This window comes from Enterovirga aerilata (assembly GCF_013044135.1).
GTDB lineage: Bacteria > Pseudomonadota > Alphaproteobacteria > Rhizobiales > Beijerinckiaceae > Enterovirga > Enterovirga aerilata.
The window spans coordinates 583,696-608,484 of record NZ_JABEPP010000002.1 but is presented as its reverse complement, the minus strand read 5'-3'; the positions used below and the strand labels follow the sequence as shown (position 1 = coordinate 608,484).

The 24,789-nt window shown below is 69.3% G+C and carries 24 protein-coding genes and 1 tRNA gene; 15 read left to right on the top strand and 10 right to left on the bottom strand.

Features of this window, described 5'->3' with window-relative positions; translation table 11 throughout:
• Window positions 1-12: 12 nt before the first annotated feature.
• Complete coding sequence (locus tag HJG44_RS08245) at window positions 13-210, bottom strand: hypothetical protein (RefSeq protein ID WP_171217857.1); 198 nt, start codon at window positions 208-210, stop codon at window positions 13-15.
• A 218-nt stretch (window positions 211-428) separates the two neighbouring features.
• Here HJG44_RS08245 and HJG44_RS08240 point away from each other — a divergent pair, with 218 nt between their 5' ends.
• The 5 genes from HJG44_RS08240 to HJG44_RS08220 all read left to right on the top strand — a co-directional run bounded on the left by HJG44_RS08240 (window position 429) and on the right by HJG44_RS08220 (window position 5,213).
• A complete protein-coding gene (locus HJG44_RS08240) occupies window positions 429-944 on the top strand; it encodes a (2Fe-2S)-binding protein (RefSeq protein WP_210260984.1) in 516 nt (171 codons plus the stop codon).
• Window positions 941-1,957 carry an FAD binding domain-containing protein gene (locus HJG44_RS08235; protein ID WP_171217856.1) on the top strand — a complete coding sequence of 339 codons (1,017 nt, stop codon included), beginning with the start codon at window positions 941-943 and terminating at the stop codon, window positions 1,955-1,957. Before HJG44_RS08240 ends, HJG44_RS08235 begins: the two co-directional genes overlap by 4 nt.
• An 8-nt stretch (window positions 1,958-1,965) precedes the next feature.
• The gene (locus tag HJG44_RS08230) at window positions 1,966-4,200 is read left to right on the top strand and encodes a xanthine dehydrogenase family protein molybdopterin-binding subunit (protein WP_171217855.1); all 2,235 of its coding nucleotides are present in this window, start codon (window positions 1,966-1,968) and stop codon (window positions 4,198-4,200) included.
• Window positions 4,201-4,262: 62 nt separating this feature from the next.
• Entirely contained in the window at window positions 4,263-4,511 is a 249-nt protein-coding gene (locus HJG44_RS08225; RefSeq protein ID WP_246736111.1) for a hypothetical protein, read from the top strand.
• Window positions 4,512-4,604: 93 nt separating this feature from the next.
• Complete coding sequence (locus HJG44_RS08220) at window positions 4,605-5,213, top strand: glutathione S-transferase family protein (RefSeq protein WP_171217854.1); 609 nt, start codon at window positions 4,605-4,607, stop codon at window positions 5,211-5,213.
• Window positions 5,214-5,225: 12 nt separating this feature from the next.
• On the opposite strand, the gene serA is transcribed toward HJG44_RS08220, so the two are convergent.
• Window positions 5,226-6,479, bottom strand: a complete 1,254-nt coding sequence (gene serA, locus HJG44_RS08215) for a phosphoglycerate dehydrogenase (RefSeq protein WP_171217853.1) — start codon at window positions 6,477-6,479, stop codon at window positions 5,226-5,228.
• Between the two features lie 183 nt (window positions 6,480-6,662).
• Here serA and HJG44_RS08210 point away from each other — a divergent pair, with 183 nt between their 5' ends.
• Entirely contained in the window at window positions 6,663-7,895 is a 1,233-nt protein-coding gene (locus HJG44_RS08210) for an MFS transporter (protein WP_246736110.1), read from the top strand.
• 139 nt (window positions 7,896-8,034) lie between these two features.
• On the opposite strand, the gene HJG44_RS08205 is transcribed toward HJG44_RS08210, so the two are convergent.
• Complete coding sequence (locus tag HJG44_RS08205) at window positions 8,035-8,964, bottom strand: cupin-like domain-containing protein (RefSeq protein ID WP_171217851.1); 930 nt, start codon at window positions 8,962-8,964, stop codon at window positions 8,035-8,037.
• Window positions 8,965-9,035: 71 nt separating this feature from the next.
• The gene (locus HJG44_RS08200; protein WP_171217850.1) at window positions 9,036-11,630 is read right to left on the bottom strand and encodes a GNAT family N-acetyltransferase; all 2,595 of its coding nucleotides are present in this window, start codon (window positions 11,628-11,630) and stop codon (window positions 9,036-9,038) included.
• 214 nt (window positions 11,631-11,844) lie between these two features.
• On the opposite strand from HJG44_RS08200, the gene HJG44_RS08195 reads away from it, so the two are divergent.
• Window positions 11,845-12,054, top strand: coding sequence for a hypothetical protein (locus HJG44_RS08195; protein ID WP_171217335.1), 210 nt, complete (start codon window positions 11,845-11,847; stop codon window positions 12,052-12,054).
• A 12-nt stretch (window positions 12,055-12,066) separates the two neighbouring features.
• Here the strand turns inward: HJG44_RS08195 and nth are convergent, their stop codons facing one another.
• On the bottom strand, window positions 12,067-12,801 hold the full coding sequence (nth, locus tag HJG44_RS08190) for an endonuclease III (RefSeq protein ID WP_171217849.1): 735 nt from the start codon (window positions 12,799-12,801) through the stop codon (window positions 12,067-12,069).
• A 20-nt stretch (window positions 12,802-12,821) separates the two neighbouring features.
• Between nth and HJG44_RS08185 the strand changes: the two genes are divergently transcribed.
• The gene (locus HJG44_RS08185; protein ID WP_171217848.1) at window positions 12,822-13,325 is read left to right on the top strand and encodes a DUF2244 domain-containing protein; all 504 of its coding nucleotides are present in this window, start codon (window positions 12,822-12,824) and stop codon (window positions 13,323-13,325) included.
• Window positions 13,326-13,346: 21 nt separating this feature from the next.
• Here the strand turns inward: HJG44_RS08185 and HJG44_RS08180 are convergent, their stop codons facing one another.
• Both HJG44_RS08180 and HJG44_RS08175 read right to left on the bottom strand, forming a co-directional pair.
• Window positions 13,347-14,033, bottom strand: a complete 687-nt coding sequence (locus HJG44_RS08180) for a hypothetical protein (RefSeq protein WP_171217847.1) — start codon at window positions 14,031-14,033, stop codon at window positions 13,347-13,349.
• Window positions 14,034-14,184: 151 nt separating this feature from the next.
• Complete coding sequence (locus HJG44_RS08175) at window positions 14,185-15,387, bottom strand: acyl-CoA dehydrogenase family protein (RefSeq protein WP_171217846.1); 1,203 nt, start codon at window positions 15,385-15,387, stop codon at window positions 14,185-14,187.
• 168 nt (window positions 15,388-15,555) lie between these two features.
• On the opposite strand from HJG44_RS08175, the gene HJG44_RS08170 reads away from it, so the two are divergent.
• Both HJG44_RS08170 and HJG44_RS08165 read left to right on the top strand, forming a co-directional pair.
• Window positions 15,556-16,674, top strand: a complete 1,119-nt coding sequence (locus HJG44_RS08170) for a Ppx/GppA phosphatase family protein (RefSeq protein WP_346767122.1) — start codon at window positions 15,556-15,558, stop codon at window positions 16,672-16,674.
• Entirely contained in the window at window positions 16,671-17,375 is a 705-nt protein-coding gene (locus tag HJG44_RS08165) for an RlmE family RNA methyltransferase (protein ID WP_171217844.1), read from the top strand. Before HJG44_RS08170 ends, HJG44_RS08165 begins: the two co-directional genes overlap by 4 nt.
• Here HJG44_RS08165 and HJG44_RS08160 read toward each other — a convergent pair whose 3' ends face one another.
• Both HJG44_RS08160 and HJG44_RS08155 read right to left on the bottom strand, forming a co-directional pair.
• Window positions 17,376-18,791: an MFS transporter gene (locus HJG44_RS08160; protein WP_171217843.1), complete on the bottom strand. Its 1,416-nt coding sequence runs from the start codon at window positions 18,789-18,791 to the stop codon at window positions 17,376-17,378.
• A gap of 103 nt (window positions 18,792-18,894) precedes the next feature.
• Window positions 18,895-19,242 carry a hypothetical protein gene (locus HJG44_RS08155; protein WP_171217842.1) on the bottom strand — a complete coding sequence of 116 codons (348 nt, stop codon included), beginning with the start codon at window positions 19,240-19,242 and terminating at the stop codon, window positions 18,895-18,897.
• A 169-nt stretch (window positions 19,243-19,411) separates the two neighbouring features.
• Here HJG44_RS08155 and guaB point away from each other — a divergent pair, with 169 nt between their 5' ends.
• Both guaB and HJG44_RS08145 read left to right on the top strand, forming a co-directional pair.
• Window positions 19,412-20,908 carry an IMP dehydrogenase gene (gene guaB / locus HJG44_RS08150; RefSeq protein ID WP_171217841.1) on the top strand — a complete coding sequence of 499 codons (1,497 nt, stop codon included), beginning with the start codon at window positions 19,412-19,414 and terminating at the stop codon, window positions 20,906-20,908.
• 8 nt (window positions 20,909-20,916) lie between these two features.
• Entirely contained in the window at window positions 20,917-21,348 is a 432-nt protein-coding gene (locus tag HJG44_RS08145) for an MAPEG family protein (protein ID WP_171217840.1), read from the top strand.
• Between the two features lie 29 nt (window positions 21,349-21,377).
• Here the strand turns inward: HJG44_RS08145 and HJG44_RS08140 are convergent, their stop codons facing one another.
• Complete coding sequence (locus tag HJG44_RS08140; RefSeq protein WP_171217839.1) at window positions 21,378-21,530, bottom strand: hypothetical protein; 153 nt, start codon at window positions 21,528-21,530, stop codon at window positions 21,378-21,380.
• Window positions 21,531-21,638: 108 nt separating this feature from the next.
• On the opposite strand from HJG44_RS08140, the gene HJG44_RS08135 reads away from it, so the two are divergent.
• From HJG44_RS08135 to HJG44_RS08125, 3 genes are all read left to right on the top strand, one after another.
• Window positions 21,639-22,934 (top strand): RsmB/NOP family class I SAM-dependent RNA methyltransferase, encoded by a 1,296-nt coding sequence (locus tag HJG44_RS08135; RefSeq protein ID WP_171217838.1) that lies wholly within the window; start codon window positions 21,639-21,641, stop codon window positions 22,932-22,934.
• Window positions 22,935-23,007: 73 nt separating this feature from the next.
• Window positions 23,008-24,567, top strand: a complete 1,560-nt coding sequence (guaA, locus tag HJG44_RS08130) for a glutamine-hydrolyzing GMP synthase (RefSeq protein WP_171217837.1) — start codon at window positions 23,008-23,010, stop codon at window positions 24,565-24,567.
• Window positions 24,568-24,685: 118 nt separating this feature from the next.
• Window positions 24,686-24,762, top strand: a tRNA-Asp gene (locus HJG44_RS08125).
• Window positions 24,763-24,789 lie beyond the last annotated feature (27 nt).

Below are 24,789 nucleotides of genomic sequence, written 5' to 3'. Positions count from 1 at the left end.
CGGACGCGGCGCCTAAGACCCGTGCTGGGCGCCCAGTCGTTCGAGCAGCTCGGCCACATCGACGTCGTCCAGCTTCTCGCCGTAGTGGAACGCCATGCCGGCCGCGACCGCCACGGGCCCATGTGCCGTCTGCACCGTAACGGGCTCCAGGCAGATCCAGGTGCCGTCGGGCTGCTTCTCGAAGCGGTTCAGGATTTCGTAGCTGTCCATGAGCGCGGTGCCGTCCTCCCTGGCGGGTGAGGAACGCCCGAACCGCGTCGTCCGTTGCCTGTCGCCGGAAGCGGCGGGGCCGAGATCGCGGCCGCCGTGCCGGCTGACGACGTTCCAGGACCCTGCGGGAACGTCGGGCAGTTTGGAGTCTTTATGAGGTGCGCGGTCGAGCCGCTCTCGGCGACCCCGCCCTGCCGCCCGCACCCAGGAGCTCAGCATTGTCGCCCTCGCAGGAAGCTTCGGCCGACGCGGCCGGGATTCCGGTCACCCTGACGGTGAACGGCACGACCCACCGACTGACGGTGCAGCCGACCGCCGTGCTCCTCGACGTCCTGCGCGAGCGGCTCCAACTCACCGGGACGAAGAAGGGCTGCGACCACGGCCAGTGCGGCGCCTGCACGGTGATCCTCGACGGCCGCCGTGTGAATTCCTGCATGGTCCTCGCCGCCATGAAGGACGGCTCGAGCGTGACCACGATCGAGGGTCTCGCCGAGGATGGCCGGCTCCATCCGATGCAGCAGGCCTTCATCGAGCACGACGCGTTCCAGTGCGGGTACTGCACGCCCGGACAGATTATGTCGGCTGTCGCGCTTCTCGAGGAGGGCAGGGCCAACACCGTGGAAGAGATCCGCGAGTACATGAGCGGCAATCTCTGCCGCTGCGGCGCCTATGTGAACATCGTCGCGGCGATCCAGCAGGTGCTCGCCACCGGGCGCCGGAGCGCGACACCATGAACAACTTCGAATATCTCCGGGCGGAGACGCTGGACCAGGCGGTCGCGGCGGCAGCCGCGAATCCAGCCGCCAAGTTCATCGCCGGCGGGACGAACCTCGTCGATCTCATGAAGTACAATGTCGAGCGCCCCGAGCGGGTGATCGACATCACGCGCCTGCCGCTGCGGGAGATCGCCCCGACCGAGGAGGGCGGGCTCCTGATCGGGGCGCTCGTGCCGAACAGCGACCTCGCCTATGACGAGCGCATCCAGGCTTGCTATCCGCTGCTCGCGAGCGCGATCCTGGCGGGCGCCTCGCCTCAGCTGAGAAACTCGGCGACGACGGGCGGCAACCTGCTCCAGCGCACCCGCTGCTACTACTTCTACGACCCGGGCACGCCCTGCAACAAGCGCGAGCCCGGGACAGGCTGCCCGGCGATCGAGGGTCAGAACCGCATCCATGCCATCCTGGGCACGAGCGAGCACTGCATCGCGACGCATCCCTCGGACATGTGCGTCGGGCTCGCCGCGCTGGAAGCGGTGATCCACGTCCAAGGTCAGGGCGGGGCACGCCGGATCCCCATCGGCGAGTTCCACCGCCTGCCCGGGGACACGCCGCATATCGACACGACGCTCCGGCACGACGAGGTCGTCACGGGCGTGGAACTACCCCCGTCGGATTACGGCTCGAACCACACCTACCTGAAGCTCCGCGACCGGCTGTCCTACGCCTTCGCGCTGGTCTCGGTCGCAGCGGCTCTCAAGATCGAGGACGGCGTGGTCGCGAAGGCGCGGCTCGCGCTCGGGGGCGTTGCCCACAAGCCGTGGCGAGATACTGCCGCCGAGGCGCTCTTGGTCGGCAATCCGCCTGGTCGCGAGCGCTTCGCGGCCGCCGCCGAAGAGGTGCTCCGGGACGCCCGGGGCTATGCGCACAATTCCTTCAAGATCGAGCTCGCGCGCCGCGCGATCATCCGCGCGCTGGAGCAGGCCGCCGCCGGCACCCCGCAATCGCAGACCGACAAGCGCATCCGCTGAGACCGACCATGCCGAACCCAGAAGCCTATGTCGGCCGGCCGACAAGCCGGGTGGACGGCCCCGCCAAGGTCACCGGCGCGGCCCGTTACGCCGCCGAATACTTCGCACCGGACCTCGCCTATGGGGTCGTCGTGTCGAGCGCGATCGCGCGCGGCAGGATCACGGCGATCGATACCGCCGCCGCGCTCGCGGTTCCGGGCGTGATCCACGTCTTCACCCACGAGAACCGGCCGCGGACGGCCTGGCTCGACTACAATTACCGCGACGAGGTCGCCCCGCCCGGATCGCCCTTCCGCCCGCTGCACGGCCCTGAGATCCAATTCAGCGGCCAGCCCGTCGCGCTCGTCGTGGCGGAGAGCTTCGAGGCGGCGGGCTATGCCGCCTCGCTCGTCAAGGTGGAGTACGAGGCGGCCGGGCATGTCACCGATCTCGAGGTGAAGCGCCACGAGGCCTATGTGCCCAAAAAGAAGCGCGCGGGCGTGAAGCCTCCGCCGGAGCCGCGCGGCGATCCCGAAGGCGCCTTCGGCGCGGCGCCCGTCCATGTCGACGGGGACTACACCCATGCCATCGAGCACCATAACCCGATGGAGCCGCACGCCTCGACGGTGGTCTGGGAGGGCGACGGCAAGCTCACGATCTACGACAAGGTCCAGGGCTCGCAGAACAGCCAGAAATACGTGGCGAGCGTCTTCGGCCTGAACGCCGACGACGTCCGGGTCGTGAACGCCTATGTCGGCGGGGCCTTCGGCAGCGGCCTCAGGCCGCAATACCAGCTCTTCCTCGCCGTGATGGCGGCCCTGGAGCTGAAGCGCTCGGTGCGCGTGGTCCTCACGCGCGACCAGATGTTCACCTTCACGCACCGGCCGCATGCGCTGCAGACGATCCGCCTCGGCGCGGACGAGGAGGGCCGGCTCATGTCGGTCCGCCACGACGTGGTGCAATCGACCTCGCAGTTCGAGGACTACCAGGAGAACATCGTCAACTGGTCGGGCCTGATGTACCGCTGCGACAACGTCGCGCTCACTCACAAGCTCGCCCAGATCGACACCTACACGCCGGGCGACATGCGGGCGCCGGGAGCGACGACGGGCGTCTTTGCGCTCGAGATCGCCATGGACGAGCTCGCCGAGAGGGTCGGAATCGACCCGGTCGAGCTGCGGCTCCGCAACTATGCCGAGAAGGACCAGGACGAGAACAAGGAGTTCACGTCCAAGGAGCTGCGCGAGTGCTACCGGATCGGGGCGGAGCGCTTCGGCTGGTCGCGCCGGAATCCGGCGCCGCGTTCCATGAGGGATGGGCGTGAGCTCGTCGGCTGGGGAATGGCGACGGGCTGCTGGGAGGCGTATTTCCAGAAGACGAGCGCCCGCGCCAGGCTGGCGGCCGGCGGCGAGCTCGAGATCGCCACGGCTTCGAGCGACATCGGCACCGGTACCTACACGATCCTGGCCCAGCTCGCGGCGGACGACCTCGGCGTGCCGATCGAACGGGTGGCGGTGCGGATCGGCGATTCCTCCCTGCCCGCCTCGCCGATCGAGGGCGGATCATGGACCGCGGCTTCGGCCGGCGCCGCCGTCCAGGCAGCCTGCGGTGCAGTCCGGGAGAAGCTCCTCGGCCTTGCCCGGTCGATCGACGGCTCGCCCCTGGCGAATGCCGGCATCGAGCATGTCGCCTTCCGTGACGGGCGGATCGAGCTTGCGGGCGACCCCGAGAGGTTCGTCACCCTGGCGGATGCCATGCAGGCAGGCGGGGTCGAGCACGTGGAGGCGGAGGAGACGGTCTCGCCCGACATCCTCACGAGCATGCGCTATTCCATGTACACGCATTCGGCGATCTTCGCCGAGGTGAAGGTCGACGAAGAGCTCGGCATTATCCGGGTGACGCGCATCGTGAATGCGGTCGCGGCCGGCAGGATCCTCAATCCGAAAACGGCCCGCTCGCAGGTTCTGGGCGGGATCGTGATGGGAGTCGGGATGGCGCTCGAGGAGGAATCCATGCTGGATCACAATCTCGGCCGCTTCATGAACCACAACTTCGCCGAGTACCACGTGCCCGTGAACGCCGACATCCACGACATCGACGTAATCTTCGTGCCGGAGCACGACGACAAGGCGAATCCGCTCGGCGTGAAGGGGCTTGGCGAAATCGGCATCGTCGGCACGGCTGCCGCGATCGCGAACGCGATCTACCACGCGACCGGCAAGCGCATCCGCGCGCTGCCGATCACACCCGACAAGCTCCTGTAGCACGGCCTGGCCGGGAACGCGGCGGCGCAGCATCCGTTGCCTATCAGCTAAGGAGGGGGTTGATGACGAACGACGGGCCGACCAGCGCACCTGCGGCTCTGAAGACGTGGCTCGAGGGTCTTTCCTCGGAGGAGCGGGAAGCCCTGCGCCGGACCGGGCAGGCGCTTGCGGATCTCGCCGCGGCGGATGCGCCCGGCGACCGCAAGCCGGGCGAGGATCTGCGCGAACGGCAGGACAAGCTCCTGGACGAGGCCGTCGAGGAGACCTTTCCGGCGAGCGACCCGATCGCGCCGACGCGCATCACCAGATAGGCGCGACGAAATAGGGGCGAAACAGCCCCCCGGCTATCCGCCCCGAAATGTGCCGCAGGGCCTAACGAACCCCGGCCGGGAGGGCGGATTTCGATGATCACGGTCTATGGCGCGCCGCCGACGCGTGCCCTGCGCGTCGTGTGGATGCTCGAGGAGATGGAGCTGCCCTACGAACTGCGCGCGGTCGACTTCGCCAGGCGTCTGGAGGATTCCGAGTTCATGGCGGCAAGCCCGACCGGCGCCTTCCCGGCGCTCCGCGACGGCGACACCCGCCTGATGGAATCCTGCGCGATCCTCGAATATCTCGGCGCGAAATTCGGTCCCACGCCGCTCGCCCCGGGCATCAATGCTCCGAACTACCCAGCCTACATCTCCTTCCTTCACTTCGGCGAGACGTCGCTTGCGGCGCCGCTGAACGTGACGGTCGGCTCGCGCTTCTTCGGCCCCGAGGCGGAGAGGGAAAACTTCGGCGCACGGCTCGCGGTCGCCAAGTCGGCGGCCTTGCTCGGCCCTCTGAGCCGAGGCCCCTACCTCGCCGGCGACTTCACGGCCGCGGACATATCCTGCGGCTGGGCGCTCGGGCTCGGCCACTGGCTCGGCTTCCACGACCGGCTCGCCCCACCGCTCCAGGCCTATGTGGCGCGGCTGGCGGAGCGTCCCGCCTACCAGCGGGCGATGAGCAGGGCGCAGCCGCTCGTCTGACGGCGGCCGATCTTACCGGCGCTCGTATAGGAGGCGGGCGCGGATCGTGCCCTCCAGCGCGCGGATCTCCTCGAGGATCTCCGTCGCCTCCTCGTGGCCCGTACCATCGGATTCGATGACGACGTATCCGACCTCGCCGTCCGTCTGGTAGTATTGCGCCGCGATATTGATGCCGCGCCTCGCGAACACGTCGTTGAGGCGCCCGAGCATGCCGGGCAGGTTGCGCTGGACCTGCATGAAGCGCGTGCCGATCGGCCGCGTCGGAAGCTGGACCTGCGGGAAATTCACCGCGCCGACGGTCGAGCCGACATCCGAGTAATCCACGAGCTTGCGGGCGACCTCGGCCCCGATCCGCTCCTGCGCCTCCTCGGTCGAGCCGCCGATATGCGGGGTGAGGATGACGTTGTCCAAGCCCTGGAGCGGCGTCGTGAAGGGGTCGTTGTTCGACGCGGGCTCGACCGGGAAGACGTCGATCGCCGCTCCGCGCAGGTGCCCGTCCTTGAGGGCGGCTGCGAGCGCGTCGAGATCGACGACCGTCCCGCGCGAGTTGTTGATGAGGTAGGCGCCCTTCTTCATCGCACGGATCTGCGCTGCGCCGATCATCCCGTGCGTCTGCGGCGTCTCGGGCACGTGGAGGCTCACGACGTCGCTCGCCGCGAGGAGCTCCTCGAGGCTTCCGACCGGCTCCGTGTTGCCGTGCCGGAGCTTGTCGGTCAGGTCGTAGAAGATCACCCGCATGCCCATCGCCTCGGCGAGGTTGGAGAGCTGCGAGCCGATATTGCCGTAGCCGACGATGCCGAGGGTCTTGCCGCGGACCTCGTGCGAATTGGCCGCCGACTTGTCCCAGCGCCCCTCATGCGCAGCCCGCGAGCGGGGCGCGATGCGGCGCAGCAGCATCACGATTTCGCCGATGACGAGTTCCGCCACACTGCGGGTATTGGAGAACGGGGCGTTGAAGACCGGAATGCCCCGGCGGGCGGCGGCCGGAAGATCGACCTGGTTCGTCCCGACCGAGAAGCAGCCGACCGCGATCAGCCGCGGCGCGGCTGCGAAGATCTCCTCCGTCAGGTGCGTGCGCGACCGGATGCCCAGGATATGGACACGGGCGAGCTGCTCCTTCAGTGCCGCGGGATCGAGCGCCCGGCTGGTGCGGACGACGTTGGTGTAACCGGCGTTCCGCATGATCTCGAGGGCCGAGTCGTTGACGCCCTCCAGCAGGAGCACGTGGATCCGGTCTTTCGGCAGGGAAAGGCGTTCGATGGTCATGACAGGGCTCGGGGGGAGGGGTCGCGGCTTAGACGTTGCACCGCCGGCCGTCCAGTCTGGCGGGCACGGGGCAGGCATCGCGCGAGCGGGCTGCCTCGCCGCATCTTCGACGCGCAGAAAACGGGATGTCGGGCCGACCCCGGGATGCGAACTGGACGGCCGCCGCAATCCGGATTTCGCCTTTTGCCGAGCTACGCCTCTCCCACACTGCCGGCCGCCTTCCGGCGCCTCGCCTGGTCGAATCTCGCCGCGCAATCGGCCGAGCAGATCGCCCTTGCCGCTTCGCCGATCATCGCCGTCCTGGCCTTCGGGGCGGACGAGGGCGAAGCAGGTCTGCTCCAGGTCGCCCAGACGCTGCCCTTCGTGCTCTTCGCGATTCCCATCGGGCTGCTTGCCGACCGCGTGTCGCGGCCCGGCCTGATGGCGGGCGCGGAAGCGCTCCGCGTCGTCTCGCTCGTCGCGATCATCGCCTGCGCCGCAGGCGGCTGGCTGAACCTGCCGGTCCTGGCCCTTCTCGGTTTCGTCGGTGCCTGCGGCACGGTCGGCTACAGCGTCGCGGCCCCCGCCCTCGTGCCCGCCCTCGTGCGGCCGCAGCAGCTTCCGGCCGCGAACAGCCGCATCGAGCTCGCCCGGACCGTCGCCTTCATGGCGGGTCCGGCACTCGGCGGCGCGCTCGTCGGCTGGGCCGGAGTGTCCTTCGCCTTCGGCTGCGCGGCGGCACTCTCGGTCGCCGCGGTGCTCCTGCTCCTCGGCGTCCGGGAGCCCGGCCGTCCGGCGGCGGTGCTCGGGAGGCAGCCGCTCAGAGATATCGCGGAGGGGGCCCGCTTCGTCTTCACGCACCCGCTGCTGCGCCCGATCTTCGTCACCCAGATCGTGTTCAACACCGCCTTCTTCGTCGTGCTGGCCGTCTTCGTGCCCTACGCGGTCCGGCATCTCGGGCTGTCGGCGGCCGGCATCGGGATCGTGCTCGCGGCCTACGGGGCGGGCATGATCGCGGGCGCGCTTCTTTCGCCCCGCCTCGTGCACGGGCTGCGTTTCGGCACCGTGCTGGGCCTCGGCCCCGTCGCCGGCTTCGCCGCCTCCGCCGTGCTTGCGCTGACCATCTGGCTCCCCTGGCCGTGGCTCGCGGGCTTCGGCTGGCTCCTGCTCGGAATCGGCCCGATCCAGTGGACGATTTCGACGACGACGCTGCGGCAACTCGTGACGCCGGCGGACCTTCTCGGCCGCGTCTCGGCCATCAACATCACGAGCTACGGCGCCCGGCCGCTCGGGGCGGCGATCGGCGCCGGCGTCGGTGCGGTCGCCGGGGCCGAGACGGCGCTGCTGCTGGCCGCCTTCCTGTTTCTCGCCCAGGCCGCCATGGTCTGGGTCTCGCCGCTCGTCAGGCTCAAGGAGCGGCCCGCGATGGCCGCTTGAGCGGGCCGATGAGGCGGTGGTGACGCGGGCAATCGCATCGGGAGCCTGAGATCAGGTGCAGGGCGATGACCCGCACCCGGTTGAGTCCCCTGACGAGAGTTCGCCGCTTCCTAGCAGACGATTGCGAGACCGCCGGCCCTCAGCCCTTGCGGCCGGCGAGGTAGTAGTTGGCGTTTCGTCCGAAGAGCGCGCCGCGGATGAGGTTGCGCAGCGCCTCGCTCCCCCGCAGCGGCTCGATCGGCGCGCGCAGGGCCGTGTAGGCGGCCGCCTTCAGGCTGTCGAGGGCCGGGTTGGTCCCGAGCGGCTTCTGCGGAAATCCCCACTTCCGGAGCAGCCCGTTCATGAACAGCACCTTGTTCGAGCGGCGCACCTCGGCCGACTTCCAGGTCATCGCCATCGAGATGGAATAGCTGTCGCCCGTGCGGACCCAGTGCGGCCAGAGATAGGGAACGAAGCAGCCGTCGCCCGCCTTCATGCTGAACACCGTCGCGCGGCTCTCGAATTCCTCGCGGTAGGGCAGGTTGCGGTGCATGGAGGGCGTGATCTCGAAGGCTTGGGGCGGCACGACGGTGCCGTCCCGGTTGTCGATCACGTGGAAGAACTTGTCCCCGTGGATCTGGACGAAGAAGTTGTCCTCCGGATCGGAGTGGAAGGGCGTCGTCGCGTTTGGCGACGAGACGAAGACGAAGCCTTCGAGGTTCGTGAAGCCGGCATCGCCGGCGTCGCGGTGGCCCATGTCGCGCGCGACGCCGTCCAGAACCTCCTGCAGGAGAGCCTTGTATTCCGGGAAGCGCTCGACCCGCTTCAGCACCATCCAGGCGTTCGCCTCGCGGATGCGGCGGACGACTTCCGTCGGGGGAAGGTCGACGAGCGGCGTCTCCTCCGGCTTCTGGTCGATCCCGACCTTGCCCGAATTGTACTCGACCCCGTCCGACGGCATGCGGCCCGCCACCTCCACGAGCTTCTCCAGCGAGAAGAGCGGATGGCCGGCGAGGCGGTGGCGCAGCGCGAAGGGCCGGTGCGGAAAGGCGCCGCGGCCTTCGGCGGCAAGCTCGATCAGAGAACCCATCTTGATGCTCCCGTCCATGGCCGTCCGCCATGTTCGCGCACCGGAGATAGCCCGCTCGCCTCGCGTGCGGCTTAAGCTCCCGCTTCCGTCGCGCTCTTGTTGTGATCGTCCTTTCCCGCCGATTGCCGCGATCGACGCAATTTGAGCCGAATCCGCTTCAGGCGGCTGACGGCCTGCTCGCGGCGGCGCTCCATCGCGACGGCCGCGCGGAAGGCGGCGCCGCCCCCCGGCCGGGTCGCCACCACAATCGAGGTCACGGCGAAGCGCTCCGTCCAGATCCGGTCGATCATCGGATGGTCGGCGACCGCAATGGAATCCGCATCCGCGATGCCGTGATCATCGAGGAGGTGCGCGGTCAGGTCGAGCGTGAGGAGAAGGCCGGGCGAGAAGCGGGCGAAGTTCTCGTCGTATGCCGTCTTGACGTAGAAGGCGCGCCGGCCATGCTCGGCGAGAAGTCCGACCGCGACCGGCAGACCGTCCAGCGAGAGGGTGCCGATACGAAATTCGCCGCGTAGCGACAGGGCGAGGGCGGCCTCGCGGAAGAACGCCTCCGCGCCTGGCGCATGGACCAGGGCCGTGCCGGCCCGGCCCTTCCAGCCGGCCGCCTCGATCCGGATGAAGGCGCCAAAGGCTGCGGCGATCTCGTCCGGCCCTCGGGCGACCCGGAAGACCAATTCCCCCTCTTCGGCGAGGCGCCGGCGCTGCCGGTCGGCTTCCTTGCGCCGCCGCGTCTCCAGCGTCGCCCGGATGTACTGGCCGCCCGGAAGGGGGCTGCGGAGCATGGCGCGCTGATGGGTCCCGAGGATCGCCCGCTGCAGCCCGTCGCGGGCGCAGATTTCGTCGAGCGTGGCCGCGACCGTCCCGTCCGGGTGGAGGAAGGGCAGGACGAGGCCGACTTGGCCGTGCCGCGCAAGCGCCCGGAGCATGGCCCGCAGCGTCTCGCCGGGTCGATCTGGGTCGACGAGCGGCGTCGAGAGCGTGCCGTAGAAGCCGGCCGCGCGCCGGACGGGCAGCACGTTCAGATAGCGCCTGCGCGCGGGAAGGATCGGCAGGGCACCGACCAGGCGGCGGCCGGTGCCGGTGCCGCGCCAAACGGCCACGAGCCGCACCCCGCCGCCGCCCGGAAGATGACGCATGCCGGCAAGCGCCAGTTCGGGCGTGTAGAAGACGTTCGGCTCGAGCGCCCGGTCGGCAAGGTCGCGCCATTCGGCGGCGATCCGCTCCGCCTCCTCGGGCCGCAGGATCTCGGCGGAGAGAGCGTCCGCATTCCCGTCCGCCGCTGCCGTCCGGAGCCGGGCCGGCGAGAGGACGAACATGTCGAGCCCGAGCCGGCTGCGGGCCGCGCCATAGAGCATCGCCGCCCGAAGGCCGGTCGCGAGGGCTGTCGCGAGGGCGGCGCCGGACAGCCCGAGCGGGGGGATCAGAAGCAGCGCGAGGAACAGGTTCGCGACGAAGGATGCGCCGTAGATCCAGGCCGTGACCCGGCCGTGATCGGCCATGGCGAGGGCGCGGTCGGCGGGGCCGACCGCGGCGCCGAGGACGAGACCGAGCCCGAGGATGGCGACGATCGGATACCCGGCCGAGAAATGGGTGCCGAACAGGGAGAGAAGCGGGGCGCCGAGAAGCGCGAGGACGAGCGCGACGCCGAGCGTCGGCCAGAAGGTCCAGCGGACGGTCTGGGCGGCGAGATCGGCCATGCCGGCCCGGTCGGCCAGCGCCATGTGTTCGGCGAAGCGATGGGCGCTCGTGTTCGACACGCCGTAGGAGACGAAGGAGGCGATCGCCACGATCTTGGTCGCGGCGAAGTAGAGCGCGATCTCCTCCGGCCCGACGAACAGCTTCAGCACCAGGATGTCGGTCGACCCCAGCAGGAGCGTGAAGCTCGTCACGATGAGCAGCGGCCAGGAGACCTCCATCCAGCGCCGGAGGTCGAGCCGCTGCGGGCCGGGCGGAATTCGGACAAGAAGCCGGCGCTGCAGCACGATTCCCTGGACCAGCGCGGTGACGGCCACGGAGGCGAGCGTCGCCGCCATGACGTTCACGGCCGTGCCGCCGAGCCCGGAGAGCCAGACGAGGCCGGAGAAGGCGAGGAGCAGGGCTGGACGGAGGAGATAGTCCGCCGCCAGTCCGAGATCGACGTAGTCGTAGGCGCGCGCGATGCCCGTCTGGATGTCCATCAGGACATAGACGGGCAGGACGGCCAGTCCGATCAGCGCGACCGGGAGATAGGCCGTCCCCTCGCCATGGGTGACGATGGCCAGCACCAGGCCGGCGAGAAGCGCTCCCCCCATGCAGGGCAGGAGTGCGAGGCTTCGCGCCGCCCGGAGAAAGCCGCGCAGCCCCGCCATGTCGCCGCGGGCCGTGTAGTCGGGGATGAACTTCAGCGCCGCGACCGGCAGGCCGAGCGACCCGATCCCGCCCGCGAGCAGGAGCCACACCCAGACATAGGCGTAGATGCCGTAATCCCTGTCGCCCATCCAGCGGGCGAGCAGGATCTGGGTCGCGAAGCCGATCCCGGCATTGAAGACGCGGGCAAGGAAGGCGGAGGCCGCGAGCCGCCGCGCCGCGCCCGCCTCGCTTCCGTCCGTCACGAACGCGAAGGTCCGCCGGACGGCATGCGATGCGGCGCCGGCCGGCCCGACCAGGCTTTCGCTCCTGAAGCTCATAAGTCCGGATCGTAGGCGAGCGGCCTAAACGTTCCGTCGCCGCGACCCGCGAGAAGATGCATGTGGCGCGAGGGCCGTTAACAGGCCGTTGCCGCGCCATGCCTTGCTGGCATGCCAGAGCCCGCGGCACGGCACTTGCTGCATTGCAGCATAACCCTATCTTGTTGGGGTCAAGGGGGAACGCCCATCGGCAAACCTTGAGAGGTCAGATCCGATGGCTACAACAACCATGAATTCCTCCGTTCTCGGGTCGGCTGCCGCTGGCGGCCGGAGCTTCGGGACGATCCGCACCTTCCTCGAGATCGCCGGGGCGGCCATCCGCTGCGCCTCCGCGGTCGAGGCCGGCCGCCGGCCGAACAGCCGCGACCTGAAGACGCTCGGGATCGGCGAGGCGCTTCCGCACACGCAGCTTTTCGGGCGCTGATCCGGATCGGGCTCAGGGCAGCGTCTTCGCCGGATAGCGGCAGAGATCGTTGATCAGGCAGCGCGGGCACTCGGGCGTGCGCGCCTTGCAGACGTAGCGGCCGTGCAGGATGAGCCAGTGATGCGCATGCGCCAGGAAGCGGTGCGGGATGCGCTTCTCCAGCCGCGCCTGCACCTCGTCCGGCGTCCTGCCGATCACGATCGGGATGCGATGCGACACGCGGAAGACATGCGTGTCGACCGCGATCGTGGGCTCGCCGAAGGCGACGTTCAGGACCACTGACGCGGTCTTCCGGCCCACCCCGGGAAGGGCTTCCAGCACGGCGCGCGCCGGCGGAACGACGCTGCCATGCTCCTCCAGGAGGATGCGCGAGAGTGCGATGACGTTCTTCGCCTTGGTCCGGTACAGCCCGATCTTGCGGATGTACTCGGCGAGCCGTTCCTCGCCGAGAGCGACCATCTCGGCCGGCGTCCTCGCGACCTTGAACAACTCGGCCGTGGCCAGGTTCACGCTCTTGTCGGTCGCCTGGGCCGACAGCACCACGGCCACCAGCAGCGTATAGGGATCGGTGTGTTCGAGCTCGCCCCGCGGGCTCGGGTTTGCCGTCTCGAACCGCGTCAGGATCTCGATCAGCGTCGCGTCGTCGACGGGGTTGGCGACCTTCAGCCGCCGCCCCGGCGCTGCGGCCACGGGGGCGGCGCTGCGGCCGCGGATCTTCGGCGTCGTCGACGGCTTCCGGTCGGCCATGGGCCGGTTATATTTCGGCCATGGAGAGCGGCAAGCCCGGCCGGGCTCACGACGATCCGAAGCCCGTTTTCGCGGCCGTCATCCGGCCGCATCGTTCGCTCGGGCGGAACGGCTTCCGCGTCATGATGATTCTCTGCGCCGGGGTGGCCGGCGCGACGGCGATCCGCTTTGCGACGCTCGGCTTCTGGCCGGTCGGCGGTTTCCTGATGCTCGACCTTGTCGGCCTCTACCTCGCCTTCAGGATCAGCTACCGGCGCGGCCGCGCCTTCGAGGAGGTCGTGCTGACGCCTATCGAGCTGATGTTCCGGCGCGTCACCCATCGCGGCGACGCACGCGAATGGCGGCTGAACCCGCTCTGGACCCGGCTGCACCGGGAGACGGACGAGGATTACGGGCTGCAGAGGCTCGCGCTCGTCTCACGCGGGGAGCGCATCACGATCGCGGGCGAGCTGTCCCCGCCCGAGCGAGAGCATTTCGCCGACGAGTTCGGCAACGCCCTCGCGCAGGTGAAGCGCGGGTACTGAGCCCCGCGCTCAGGGCGGTTCTCAATTCGCCGCGTCGAGGCTCGCGCGGAGCTTGCGGGCATCCTCGGCGCTGCGGGCATATTGCTCCCAGGCCGATTTGACCCACAGGAAATCCGCAAAGAGGGTGACCGCGACCTTCTCGAGCTCGTCCAGCGCGCGGCCGTTGAGCATGAAGAGCCGGTGCATCTTGGCCGGATCCTCGTCGAGCTTGCGCGCGTCGAGCGCCTCGCGGAGCGCCTGCGCGGTCTCCTGGACGACCGGCACGATGCGGGCGAACTTCTCGTAGGCCGCGTCGCGCTCGCGCTCGGCGGTCTGGAGCTGGTAGCGGTGCTGCTCGAGAAGACGTGCCATGGTCGCGGATTGCCGGCTGCGCCGCTCGAGGTCCTCCCCGACGGCCATGAAGGTGTCCCACACGGTATCGGCCGGCTCCGGATCCTCCTCCGTGCCGGTGATGGCCTTCACCTCTTCGAGGTAGTCGACCTCGCGTTCGGCCGGCTCGCTCTCCGATGCCGCCGCCACGGCGCCCGCGGGGGACACGGCGTTCTCGCCCCCCTCCTTCCTCCGCTTCGGGCGAAGCAGAGGCCGGAGCGCGTCCAGGACCGAACTCTCCATCTCGGCCTGAGGACCTTCGCCGGATACCTCCTCCGGCGAGACCGGACCGGAGCTCTCGGCCTCCGATGGCGAGCTACCGTAGAGCTCAGCGTTCATTGATGACTCCTCCAAGTTACCGTTGCCGGACACTTGTCGGCGGAGTCGAAAACTTCAACCAATGACGCGAGTTAGGGTAAAAGATGGTGGTAGATTTTGTTGCTTAATGCCCGGGTCGCGGCAGCTTCTTGGAGGAGCTGTCCGAGCCCCGCTAGAGCAGTCCGGGCGCCATGCGCTTGGCGACTTCCTCCAGCATGACCTCGGTCGCGCCGCCCCCGATCGCCTGTACGCGGGCATCCCGGGCCATGCGCTCGATCGCCGATTCCCGCATGAAGCCCAGCCCGCCGTGGAACTGCAGGCATGCATACATCACCTCGTTGACGAGCTCGCCGCAATAGGCCTTGACCATGGAGACCTCGCGGGTGGCATCGGCCCCCTGCGCGTCGAGCCAGGCCGCATGGTAGACGAGTTGCCGGCCCGCCTCGACCTTCGCCTGCAGCATGGCGAGCCTCTGCCGGATGGCCTGCTTGTCCCAGAGCACGCCGCCAAAGGCCTTTCGGCTCATTACCCATTCGAGGGTGAGGTCGATCGCGGCCTGGGCCTCCCCCATGGCCATGGCGCCGATCACGGTGCGCTCGTTCTGGAAGTTGCGCATGATCGCGTAGAAGCCCTGGCCCTCGGCGCCGAGCAGGCTGGACGCCGGGACGCGGCAATCCTCGAAGAAGAGCTCGGCCGTATCGGAGGAGCGCCAGCCGTGCTTGTCGAGCGCGCGACCGACGCGCAGCCCGGGCGTGCCCTTCTCCACGAGGAACATCGAGACGCTGCGCGAGGGCCGCTCCTCCTCGCCGCCCGTCTTCGCGGCGACGCAATAGAGATCGGCATACACCCCGTTGGTGATGTAGATCTTCGAGCCGTCGATCACATAGTCGCCGCCTTCCCGGCGCGCCCGGGTGCGGATGCCTTTCACGTCCGAGCCGGCGCCCGGCTCGGTGATGGCCACCGCGCAGATCTTCCGTCCGGCTACGATGTCGGCCATGTGCGCGCGCTGCTGTTCGGGCGAGCCGGCATTCGCGACGTGGACCGACGCCATGTCGGTATGGACCAGGACCGTGATGGCGAAGCCCGAGAAGGTGGAGCGTCCGAGTTCCTCGGCGAGAACTACGGTTGCGAGCGTGTCGAGTTCGGAGCCGCCGAACTCCGCCGGGTACCGAATGCCCAGGAAGCCGAGCTCGCCCATCCGCCGCAGCACCTCCCGCGGCACGAAGCCCTGCTCCTCCCATAGATGGCCGTTCGGCTTCACCTCGTCCTCGACGAAGCGCCGAACCTGTGCGCGCAGCATCTCGTGCTCCTCGCGAAAGTAGGGCGAACGGCGCGACGAGGTTTCGGGGGCGGCGATACGGGCGTGGGCGGTCATGGCGTAGCTCCGATGGGAGGCGTCATAGACCTTCGGGCCGGTCCCGCAAGGGGAGCGGCTCCGCCACACCCCCTGGGAGTTTCGGCTTGGCATGATCACATTCCCATTGATACAGTGACTTCAAGTCACAGGCGCGGGCATCCGTCCGCGCATCCGGGAATCGCAACCGTGCAGGATGGAGGCGGACAGCTCGCCCACGCCGGTGCCGCCGAGCGGGCACATCGTACCGCCGACGATCATACGCCGGCGCAGCGGCGCCCTTCTTCCCGTACCGGACCGCACTCCCATGTCCGCCGCGCAGCCCGGGCCTATGCGGCGCTGGATCTCGGCACGAACAACTGCCGGCTTCTCATCGCAGAGCCGTCCTATCACGAGTTCCGGGTCGTCGACGCATTCTCGCGCATCGTGCGCCTGGGCGAGGGGCTCGGCATCGGCGACAGGCTGAACGAGGAGGCGATCGACCGTACGATCGCGGCGCTCCGGATCTGCCGGGCCAAGATCGACGCCCGCAACGTCGTCCGCTCGCGCCTGATCGCCACCGAGGCCTGCCGGCTTGCCTCGAACGGGCCGGCCTTCATCCAGCGCGTCCGCAGCGAGGTCGGGATCGAGATCGAGGTCGTCGACCGGCAGACGGAGGCGACTCTCGCCGTGATGGGCTGCGCCTCGCTGGCGCACCCCAAGGCCGGCGCCGTTATCATCTTCGACATCGGTGGCGGTTCGACGGAGGTCGCCTGGCTCGACGGCCAGACCGGCTCCTCGCTCCTCTGTCCCAGCGAGCGCATCCGCGCCTGGGATTCGCTCCCGGTCGGGGTGGTGACGCTGGCCGAGCGGCACGGCGGACAGCGCGTCACGCCCGAGATCTTCGAGGACATGGTGGACGAGGTGTCCGGCCGGCTCCTTCCGTTCGCGCTGAAGGCCGGTGCGGCGGCCGCCGCGCCGAACTTCCACCTGCTGGGCACGTCCGGGACGGTGACGACGGTCGGCGGCATCCATCTCGGGCTCGATCGCTACGACCGGCGCCGGGTTGACGGCATGTGGATGCGGGACGACGAGATCTCGGCCGTCATCGACCGGCTGCTCGCGACCAATATCGACGAGCGCGCGCAGAATCCCTGCATCGGCCGCGATCGCGCTGACCTGGTCCTTGCGGGCTGTGCGATCCTCGAAGCAATCCGCCGCGCCTTTCCGGCGCCATATCTGCGGATCGCCGATCGCGGCCTGCGCGAGGGCATCCTCATGAGCATGATGCGCGAGGACAAGGTCTGGTCGCGCCGGGGCTCGGCTTGAGCGCGGACAAGGGCGGTTCGCGGGCTCCGGGTCGGCAGAGGGTCAGGAAAGGCGGGAACCGTACGCCGGCCCAGCGCGCCTGGCTCGAGCGGCAGCTCAACGACCCCTATGTCGCGCGCGCGAAGCGCGAGGGCTATCGCTCCCGCGCGGCCTACAAGCTCCTGGAGATCGACGACAAGTTCCGCCTGTTCAAGCCGGGCGGGCGCGTGGTCGATCTCGGCGCAGCTCCCGGCGGCTGGTCGCAGGTCGCGGCCCAGCGCGTGAGCCGGGCGGGGGGCAAGGGGAGGGTGGTCGGAATCGACCTCCTCGACATGGACGCTCTCCCCGGCGTCGATTTCGAGAAGCTCGACTTCATGGACGAGCGCGCCCCCGAGCGCCTGAAGGAGATGCTCGGCGGGGGCGCCGACGTCGTGATGTCCGACATGGCCGCCAACGCCACCGGCCACAAGAAGACGGACCACCTCAAGATCATGGGGCTTGCGGAGGCGGCGGCCGAGTTCGCCCGCGCGGTGCTGCAGCCTGGCGGCGCGTTCCTGGCCAAGGTCCTGCAGGGCGGGACGGAGAACGCGCTCCTCGCCGACCTGAAGCGCGACTTCGCGCAGGTCCGGCACGTGAAGCCGGCCGCGAGCCGCTCCGATTCGGCCGAGCTCTACGTTCTGGCGACCGGCTTTCGCGGCGGCGGGACGGATGGCGACCCGTAGCTAGGCGCTGTCGGCCATCGGCTTTGCCGCGATGGCGGCCCGGCCGGCCATCTCGGCCCCGGCATCGGGATCGAGCCTCGCGAAGAACAGCGCCGACGAGGCCGAGATCAGGCCGACGGCCAGAAAAGCCGGCCAGAAATCGGCCGCCGCGAGCTCGCTTCCATGCCCGACCTGGATTGCGAACTGGAGCACGCCCGCCCCGACGGCGATCCCGGCGCTCAGCGCCACCTGCTGCGTGACGCTGACGAGGCTCGTCGCCGCGCTCATCCGGTCGGTCGGGACATCCGCATAGACGATCGTGTTCAGGGCCGTGAACTGGAGGGACCGGAAGCAGCCGCCGACCAGGAGGATCGCCAGGATCAGGACGGCGGGGGTTGCCGGCGTGAACAGGCCGTTGGCGGCGATGAAGGCCGACGCGACCATCGCGTTCCAGACGAGGACCTGACGGAAGCCGAAGCGTCTCAGGATACGGGCCGCGAGCCCCTTCATCACCATCGCGCCCGCGGCCGACGCGAAGGTGAGGAGGCCCGAATGAACCGGGCTCAGTCCGAATCCGAGCTGCACCATGAGCGGAAGCAGGAAGGGAATCGCCCCGACCCCGATCCGGAACAGGACCCCGCCGATCAAGCCGTTGCGCATGGTGGGCAGCCTGAGCAGCGCGAGATCGACCAGCGGCGCAGGGGCGCGCAGCGCATGCCGGACATAGAGGGCGACCAGCGCTCCCCCGAGTAGCCCCGCAGCGATCGAAGCCCCGATCGGGATCAGATGGCGCCCGCCGGTCGAGAAGCCGAGCATCAGAAGCGCGAGGCCGAAGCCGAAGGTCAGGAACCCGAACCGGTCGAGCGGGCGCCGCTCCTCCTCGCGGACGTCCTGCATGAAGCGCGTCGCGAGCAGTATCCCGACCAGTCCGACGGGCAGGTTGATGATGAAGATCCAGCGCCAGTCGAAATAGGTGGTGATGAAGCCGCCGAGCGGCGGTCCGAGGACGGGGCCGATGAGCGCCGGCATCGTTACCCAGGCCATCGCATTGACCAGTTCGCCGCGCGGAACGCTGCGCAGGAGGACCAGCCGGCCGACCGGCACCATCATGGCTCCCCCCATCCCCTGGAGGAATCGGGCCGCCACGAACCCGGCCAGCGAGCCTGCGGCCGCGCAGGCAAGCGAGCCGGCCATGAAGACGCCGAGCGCCGCCCGGAAGACGTTGCGGGCTCCGTACCGGTCCGCCATCCAGCCCGAGACCGGGATGAAGACGGCGAGGCTGACGAGATAGGAGGTGAGGGCGAGCTTCAGCGCGATCGGGTCCTGCCGGAGGTCGGCCGCGATCGCCGGGAGCGCCGTGGAGAGCACCGTGGAATCGGTGTTCTCCATGAACAGCGCGGTCGCGACGATGATCGGGATGAGGCGTTCGCGACGCATTTGGTCGAGGCGCTTCTCGGCGCGCGGAAAGCACGCGGGCGGACCGGCTCTGCCAGATCCGGCCGAGCCGGGCGTAACCTAACCGTCCCGGCGGCCGCCGCTGCTATTGTTGCGTGAAGAAGGTGAGGAGTACCTTTCCCTTCTCGCCGATGAGGCAGACGAAGCGGTGCGGCTTCTCGGTTCTGTTCTTCTCCAGATAAGCCTCGCCCATGATCACGCCCTTGACGGGCGTGTCCTCGACCTTGGTGTCGGCCTTGGCGATGGTTACCGCGTCCGGGTCGATCAGGACGTCCGTCACGGCCGGGCTGCGTTCCTTGAGGGCGAGGAGGCCAGTCGTCTTGCACGCCTCGAGCTCGGCGTTGGGCGGCGTGCGAGGCACCTCCTGCGCCTGCGCGGCGCCCGTCATGGCAAGGGCGAAGAGCCCGGCACGGAAAGCTTGGATCGACGTCATGTGAGTTCCGGCGAGGTTGACCCGGAACAAGCCGGGCCGTTCCGTCCGGTTCCGATCGACCGAGTCGCTGGCGCAGCCGTCATCGGCATGCTACGGACCCGCGCCAACTCTCGGACCGGATGCTGCGGCGCGCAACGCGGCGCCCCGGCCGAGCCGATGAGGGTTGGCGATGATCGAGAACGGCGCTTCCAACGGGTTTGTCGAAGGTCTCACCTTCGACGACGTGCTCCTGCGGCCGGGCCGTTCCGAGGTGCTGCCGGCCGATACGGATGTCCGGACGCGGCTGACCCGCTCGATCGGCCTCAACATCCCGATCATCTCCTCCGCCATGGACACGGTCACCGAGGCGAACATGGCCATCGCCATGGCGCAGAACGGCGGGCTCGGCGTCATCCACCGCAATCTCGAGGCCCCGGACCAGGCCGAGCAGGTCAGGCTCGTCAAGAAGTACGAGTCGGGCATGGTGATGAACCCGATCACCGTCTTCCCGGACGAGACGCTGGCGGAGGCATTGGCGACCATGAAGCGCCACCGCATCTCCGGCATCCCGGTCGTCGAGCGCGGGCCCAATGGGTCCAAGGGCCGGCTCGCCGGCATCCTGACGAACCGGGACGTCCGCTTCGCCAACGATCCCGGCCAGCCAGTCTCCGAGCTGATGACGAAGGACCGGCTGATCACGGTGCGCGAGGGCGTGAGCCAGGACGAGGCGAAGCGCCTCCTGCACCAGTTCCGGATCGAGAAGCTGCTCGTGGTCGATGACCACTTCCGCTGCATCGGCCTGATCACCGTGAAGGATATCGAGAAGCAGGTCGCCTATCCGAACGCAGCCAAGGACGAGCAGGGCCGGCTTCGCGTCGCCGCGGCGACCACGACCGGGGAGGGTGGGTTCGAGCGCTCCGAGCGGCTGATCGATGCGGGCGTGGACGTGATCGTGGTGGACACGGCCCACGGGCATTCGGTGTCCGTCCTGAACGCCGTGACGCGGGTGAAGAAGCTGTCCAACTCCGTCCAGGTCATCGCCGGCAACGTGGCGACCCGAGAGGGCGCCCGGGCGCTGATCGACGCCGGGGCGGATGCCGTGAAGGTAGGTATCGGCCCGGGCTCCATCTGCACGACCCGCATGGTGGCGGGCGTCGGCGTGCCCCAGCTCACGGCCATCCTGGAGGCCGTCGAGGCGGCTTCGGCGGCGGATGTGCCGGTCATCGCCGACGGCGGCATCAAGTTCTCGGGCGATCTCGCCAAGGCGCTCGCCGCCGGCGCCTCCTGCGCCATGATCGGCTCGCTGCTGGCCGGGACCGACGAGGCGCCGGGCGAAACCTTCCTGTACCAGGGCCGCTCCTACAAGTCGTATCGCGGCATGGGCTCGGTCGGCGCGATGGCGCGCGGCTCGGCCGACCGTTACTTCCAGGCGGAGGTCCGCGACACGCTGAAGCTCGTGCCCGAAGGGGTCGAGGGGCAAGTCGCCTACAAGGGGCCGGTCGCGAATGTCCTCCACCAGCTGTCGGGCGGGCTGCGCGCCGCGATGGGCTATGTCGGGGCGGCCGATCTGGCCGAGTTCCGCGAGAAGGCGCGCTTCGTCCGCATCACCAATGCGGGTCTTCGCGAGAGCCACGTCCACGACGTGACGATCACGCGCGAAAGCCCGAACTATCCGACGCGGGTCTGACAACGGGTATGAGCATCCCGGCCATCCTCCTGCCGGTCTTCGTCCAGGTCGCGCTGACATTCGCGCTCCTGCTGTGGACCGGCTCGCGGCGGCTGCACGCGCTGCGGGGCCAAGAGGTGCGCCCTCCCGATGTCGCGCTGAGCCAGAAGGCCTGGCCTGCGCCGGCGCAGCAGGCTGCGAACGCCTTCGGGAACCAGTTCGAGCTTCCCGTCCTCTTCTACGTGCTCGTCGTCCTGGCCATTTTCGCCCGGAAGGCCGACCTGCTCTTCGTCGTCCTGAGCTGGATCTTCGTTGCGACCCGCTTCGTCCATGCGGGCATCTACCTGACGACGAACTACATCCCCCATCGCTTCGGCGCCTTCCTTGCCGGAGCAGTGGTGCTGATGATCATGTGGATCGTCTTCGCGGTCCGGATCCTGGCCGGACCCTGGCCCGCGTGAGGCTCGACCCCACGCGGGGCGGGCGCGGCTCAGTATCGGCGGCCGGTCTCGAGCTGCGTCTTGGCGTCGAGCTGCGGCTTGCCGGGCGGGGGATAATCCGGCGCGGGCGGCGGGTTCGAGGCGCAGGCCGCGATGGCGAGGGTCAGGGCGGCCGCAACCGAGAGCCGCAACAAGGTGATCATGACGAAACGTACTCCGGAAGTCCGGAACGAGCGCTGGCAACGGCTCCTCCGGACGGCGAGCGAGCTTTGCCCCCAAATGGTGAGTCTGTCCTTACCGGAGCGCGGCCGGTGACGCCCGCGGCACGGATTTCCGCCGCGATCGAGGTCCTGGCCGAGATCGAGACGAGGCGCCGCCCGGCGGCCGATGCGCTCAAGGACTGGGGCATGTCGCACCGCTTCGCCGGTTCCGGCGACCGCGCCGCGATCGCGGGCCTCGTCTATGACGCGCTCCGCCGGAAGGCATCTGCTTCCTGGCTGATGGGTAGCGAGGGGGCGCGGGCGGTGGTGCTCGGGACGCTCCGGCTCGAGCGCGGGATCGCTGCCGCCGAGATCGGGCGGCTCTTCTCCGGCGAGCGCTTCGCGCCGGCGCCGCTGTCGGACGAAGAGCGCGGCAGGCTCGAAACCGGGAGCCTGGAGCGAGCGCCGCCCCATGTCGCGGGCGACTTCCCCGAATGGCTGACCTCGTCTCTCGCGGCCGTCTTCGGCGAGGAGCTCGCGTCCGAGATGGGCGCGCTCGCCCGGCGCGCGCCCCTGGACCTGCGGGTCAACACGCTCAAGGGCTCGCGTGAGCTGGTCGGGGCGGAACTCGCCCATCTCTCGCCGGTTCCGACGCCGCATTCCCCGCTCGGCCTGCGGATCGCGCATGGTCCGGGCGAGAGGGCGCCCTCCATCCAGTCCGATCCCGTTTTCCTGAAGGGGCAGGTGGAGATTCAGGACGAAGGCTCGCAGCTCGCTGCGCTCCTTGCGGCGCCGCGGCCGCGCGACCAGGTCGTCGATCTCTGCGCGGGCGGGGGCGGCAAGACGCTCGCGCTGGCGGCCGCGATGGACAATCACGGCCAGATCTACGCCACCGATGCCGACCAGCGCCGGCTCGCGCCAATCCATGCCCGTCTCGAGCGGGCCGGCGTGCGCAACGTCCAGGTCAGGACACCCCGCGGCAAGGCGGATGCCGTGCAGGACCTCGCTGGACGGGCGGATCTCGTCCTCGTCGATGCGCCGTGCACGGGCACGGGCACCTGGCGCCGCAATCCGGATTCGAAATGGCGGGTCCGCCCCGGCAGCCTGGAGGTGCGCCTCAAGGAGCAGGCGGCGGTGCTCGACCGGGCCGCCGCGCTGGTCCGGCCCGGCGGCAGGATCGTCTACGTCACCTGCTCCGTCCTGCCGGAGGAGAACGACGGGGCCGTCGCGGGCCTGCTGGAGCGCCGGCCCGGCCTCGCCGCGATCTCCGCGGCGGAGACGCTGACGGCCGCCGGCTTCGGGCAGATGGCAGACGCCCTCCGCTTCACCCGATACGGGCTCCAGATGTCGCCGTTGCGGACGGGGACGGACGGGTTCTATGTCGCCGTGATCCAGCGCACGGCATGACCGGCATCTCGGCGCCGGGATCCATTGCTCCGGCCGGATTGCCTCGCTCCTCGCGACCTCCTAGGTGCTCGGGATGACTGAACCCAGCCACGACAAGATCCTCATCGTCGATTTCGGCTCGCAGGTGACGCAGCTGATCGCGCGCCGTGTCCGCGAGGAGGGCGTCTATTGCGAGATCGTCCCGTTCCAGAAGGCGGCCGAGGCCTTCCGTGAGCTGAAGCCCAAGGGCGTGATTCTCTCCGGCGGGCCGGAATCGGTGACGCTCGAGACGAGCCCGCGGGCGCCCCAAGAAATCTTCGCGAGCGGCACGCCCGTCTTCGGCATCTGCTACGGCCAGCAGGCCATGGCGGCGCAGCTCGGCGGGGAGGTCGAGGGGGGCCACCACGCCGAGTTCGGCCGGGCCGAGATCGAGATCATGGCGGACAGTCCGCTGTTCCGGGGCGTCTGGCACGTGGGGCGCAAGTACCCGGTCTGGATGAGCCACGGCGACCGCGTCACCAAGCTTCCGGACGGCTTCGAGCCGCTCGCCTTTTCCGAGAACGCGCCCTTCGCCGTCGTCGCCGACGAGGCCCGCAAGTTCTACGCGGTCCAGTTCCATCCCGAGGTGGCCCATACGCCGCAGGGCGAGCTCCTCATCCGCAACTTCGTGCGCGACATCGCGGGCTGTTCAGGCGACTGGACCATGGCGGCCTTCCGCGAGGAGGCGATCGGGCGCATCCGCGAGCAGGTCGGAACGGGCCGGGTGATCTGCGGCCTGTCGGGCGGCGTCGATTCGGCGGTCGCGGCCGTGCTGATCCATGAGGCCATCGGCGAGCAGCTGACCTGCGTCTTCGTCGACCACGGGCTGCTCCGGCAGGGCGAGGCCGAGGAGGTCGTGGGCCTCTTCCGCGACCATTACAACATCCCGCTCGTTCATGTCCGGGCGGAGGAGACCTTTCTGAAGGCTCTGGAGGGCGTCACCGACCCGGAGGCGAAGCGGAAGACCATCGGCCGGCTCTTCATCGAGACCTTCGAGGCCGAGGCGAAGAAGATCGGCGGAGCGGAATTCCTGGCGCAGGGCACGCTGTATCCGGACGTCATCGAGAGCGTATCCTTCACGGGCGGGCCCTCGGTCACCATCAAGAGCCACCACAATGTGGGCGGGCTGCCCGAGCGCATGAACATGAAGCTCGTGGAACCGTTGCGCGAGCTGTTCAAGGACGAGGTGCGTGCGCTCGGGCGGGAGCTGGGACTGCCGGACGCCTTCGTCGGCCGGCATCCCTTCCCGGGGCCGGGGCTCGCCATCCGCTGCCCCGGGGAGATCACGCGCGAGAAGCTCGAGATCCTGCGCAAGGCGGACGCGGTGTACCTCGACGAGATCCGCCGGGCCGGGCTCTACGATCAGATCTGGCAGGCCTTCGCGGTGCTGCTGCCGGTCCGCACCGTCGGCGTCATGGGCGACGGGCGCACCTACGACTACGTCTGCGCGCTTCGCGCGGTCACGTCCGTGGACGGCATGACGGCCGATTTCTTCCCCTTCGACATGGCCTTCCTCGGCCGGGCGGCGAACCGGATCGTCAACGAGGTGAAGGGCATCAACCGGGTCACCTACGACGTCACGTCGAAGCCGCCCGGCACGATCGAGTGGGAGTGAGGGAGCGCCCGCGGCCGAGTTGCTGACGTCGCAGCGCGGATGGTGCCGATCCGCTTGACAATGGGGTCGTGGGCCACCTAAACGGCGGGCCTCCCCGAACGGGGACCAGCTACCCCGCGCGGGCGTAGCTCAGTTGGTTAGAGTGCCGGCCTGTCACGCCGGAGGTCGCGGGTTCGAGCCCCGTCGCCCGCGCCATATCGTCTTTCATAGCTTCCGGCGCAT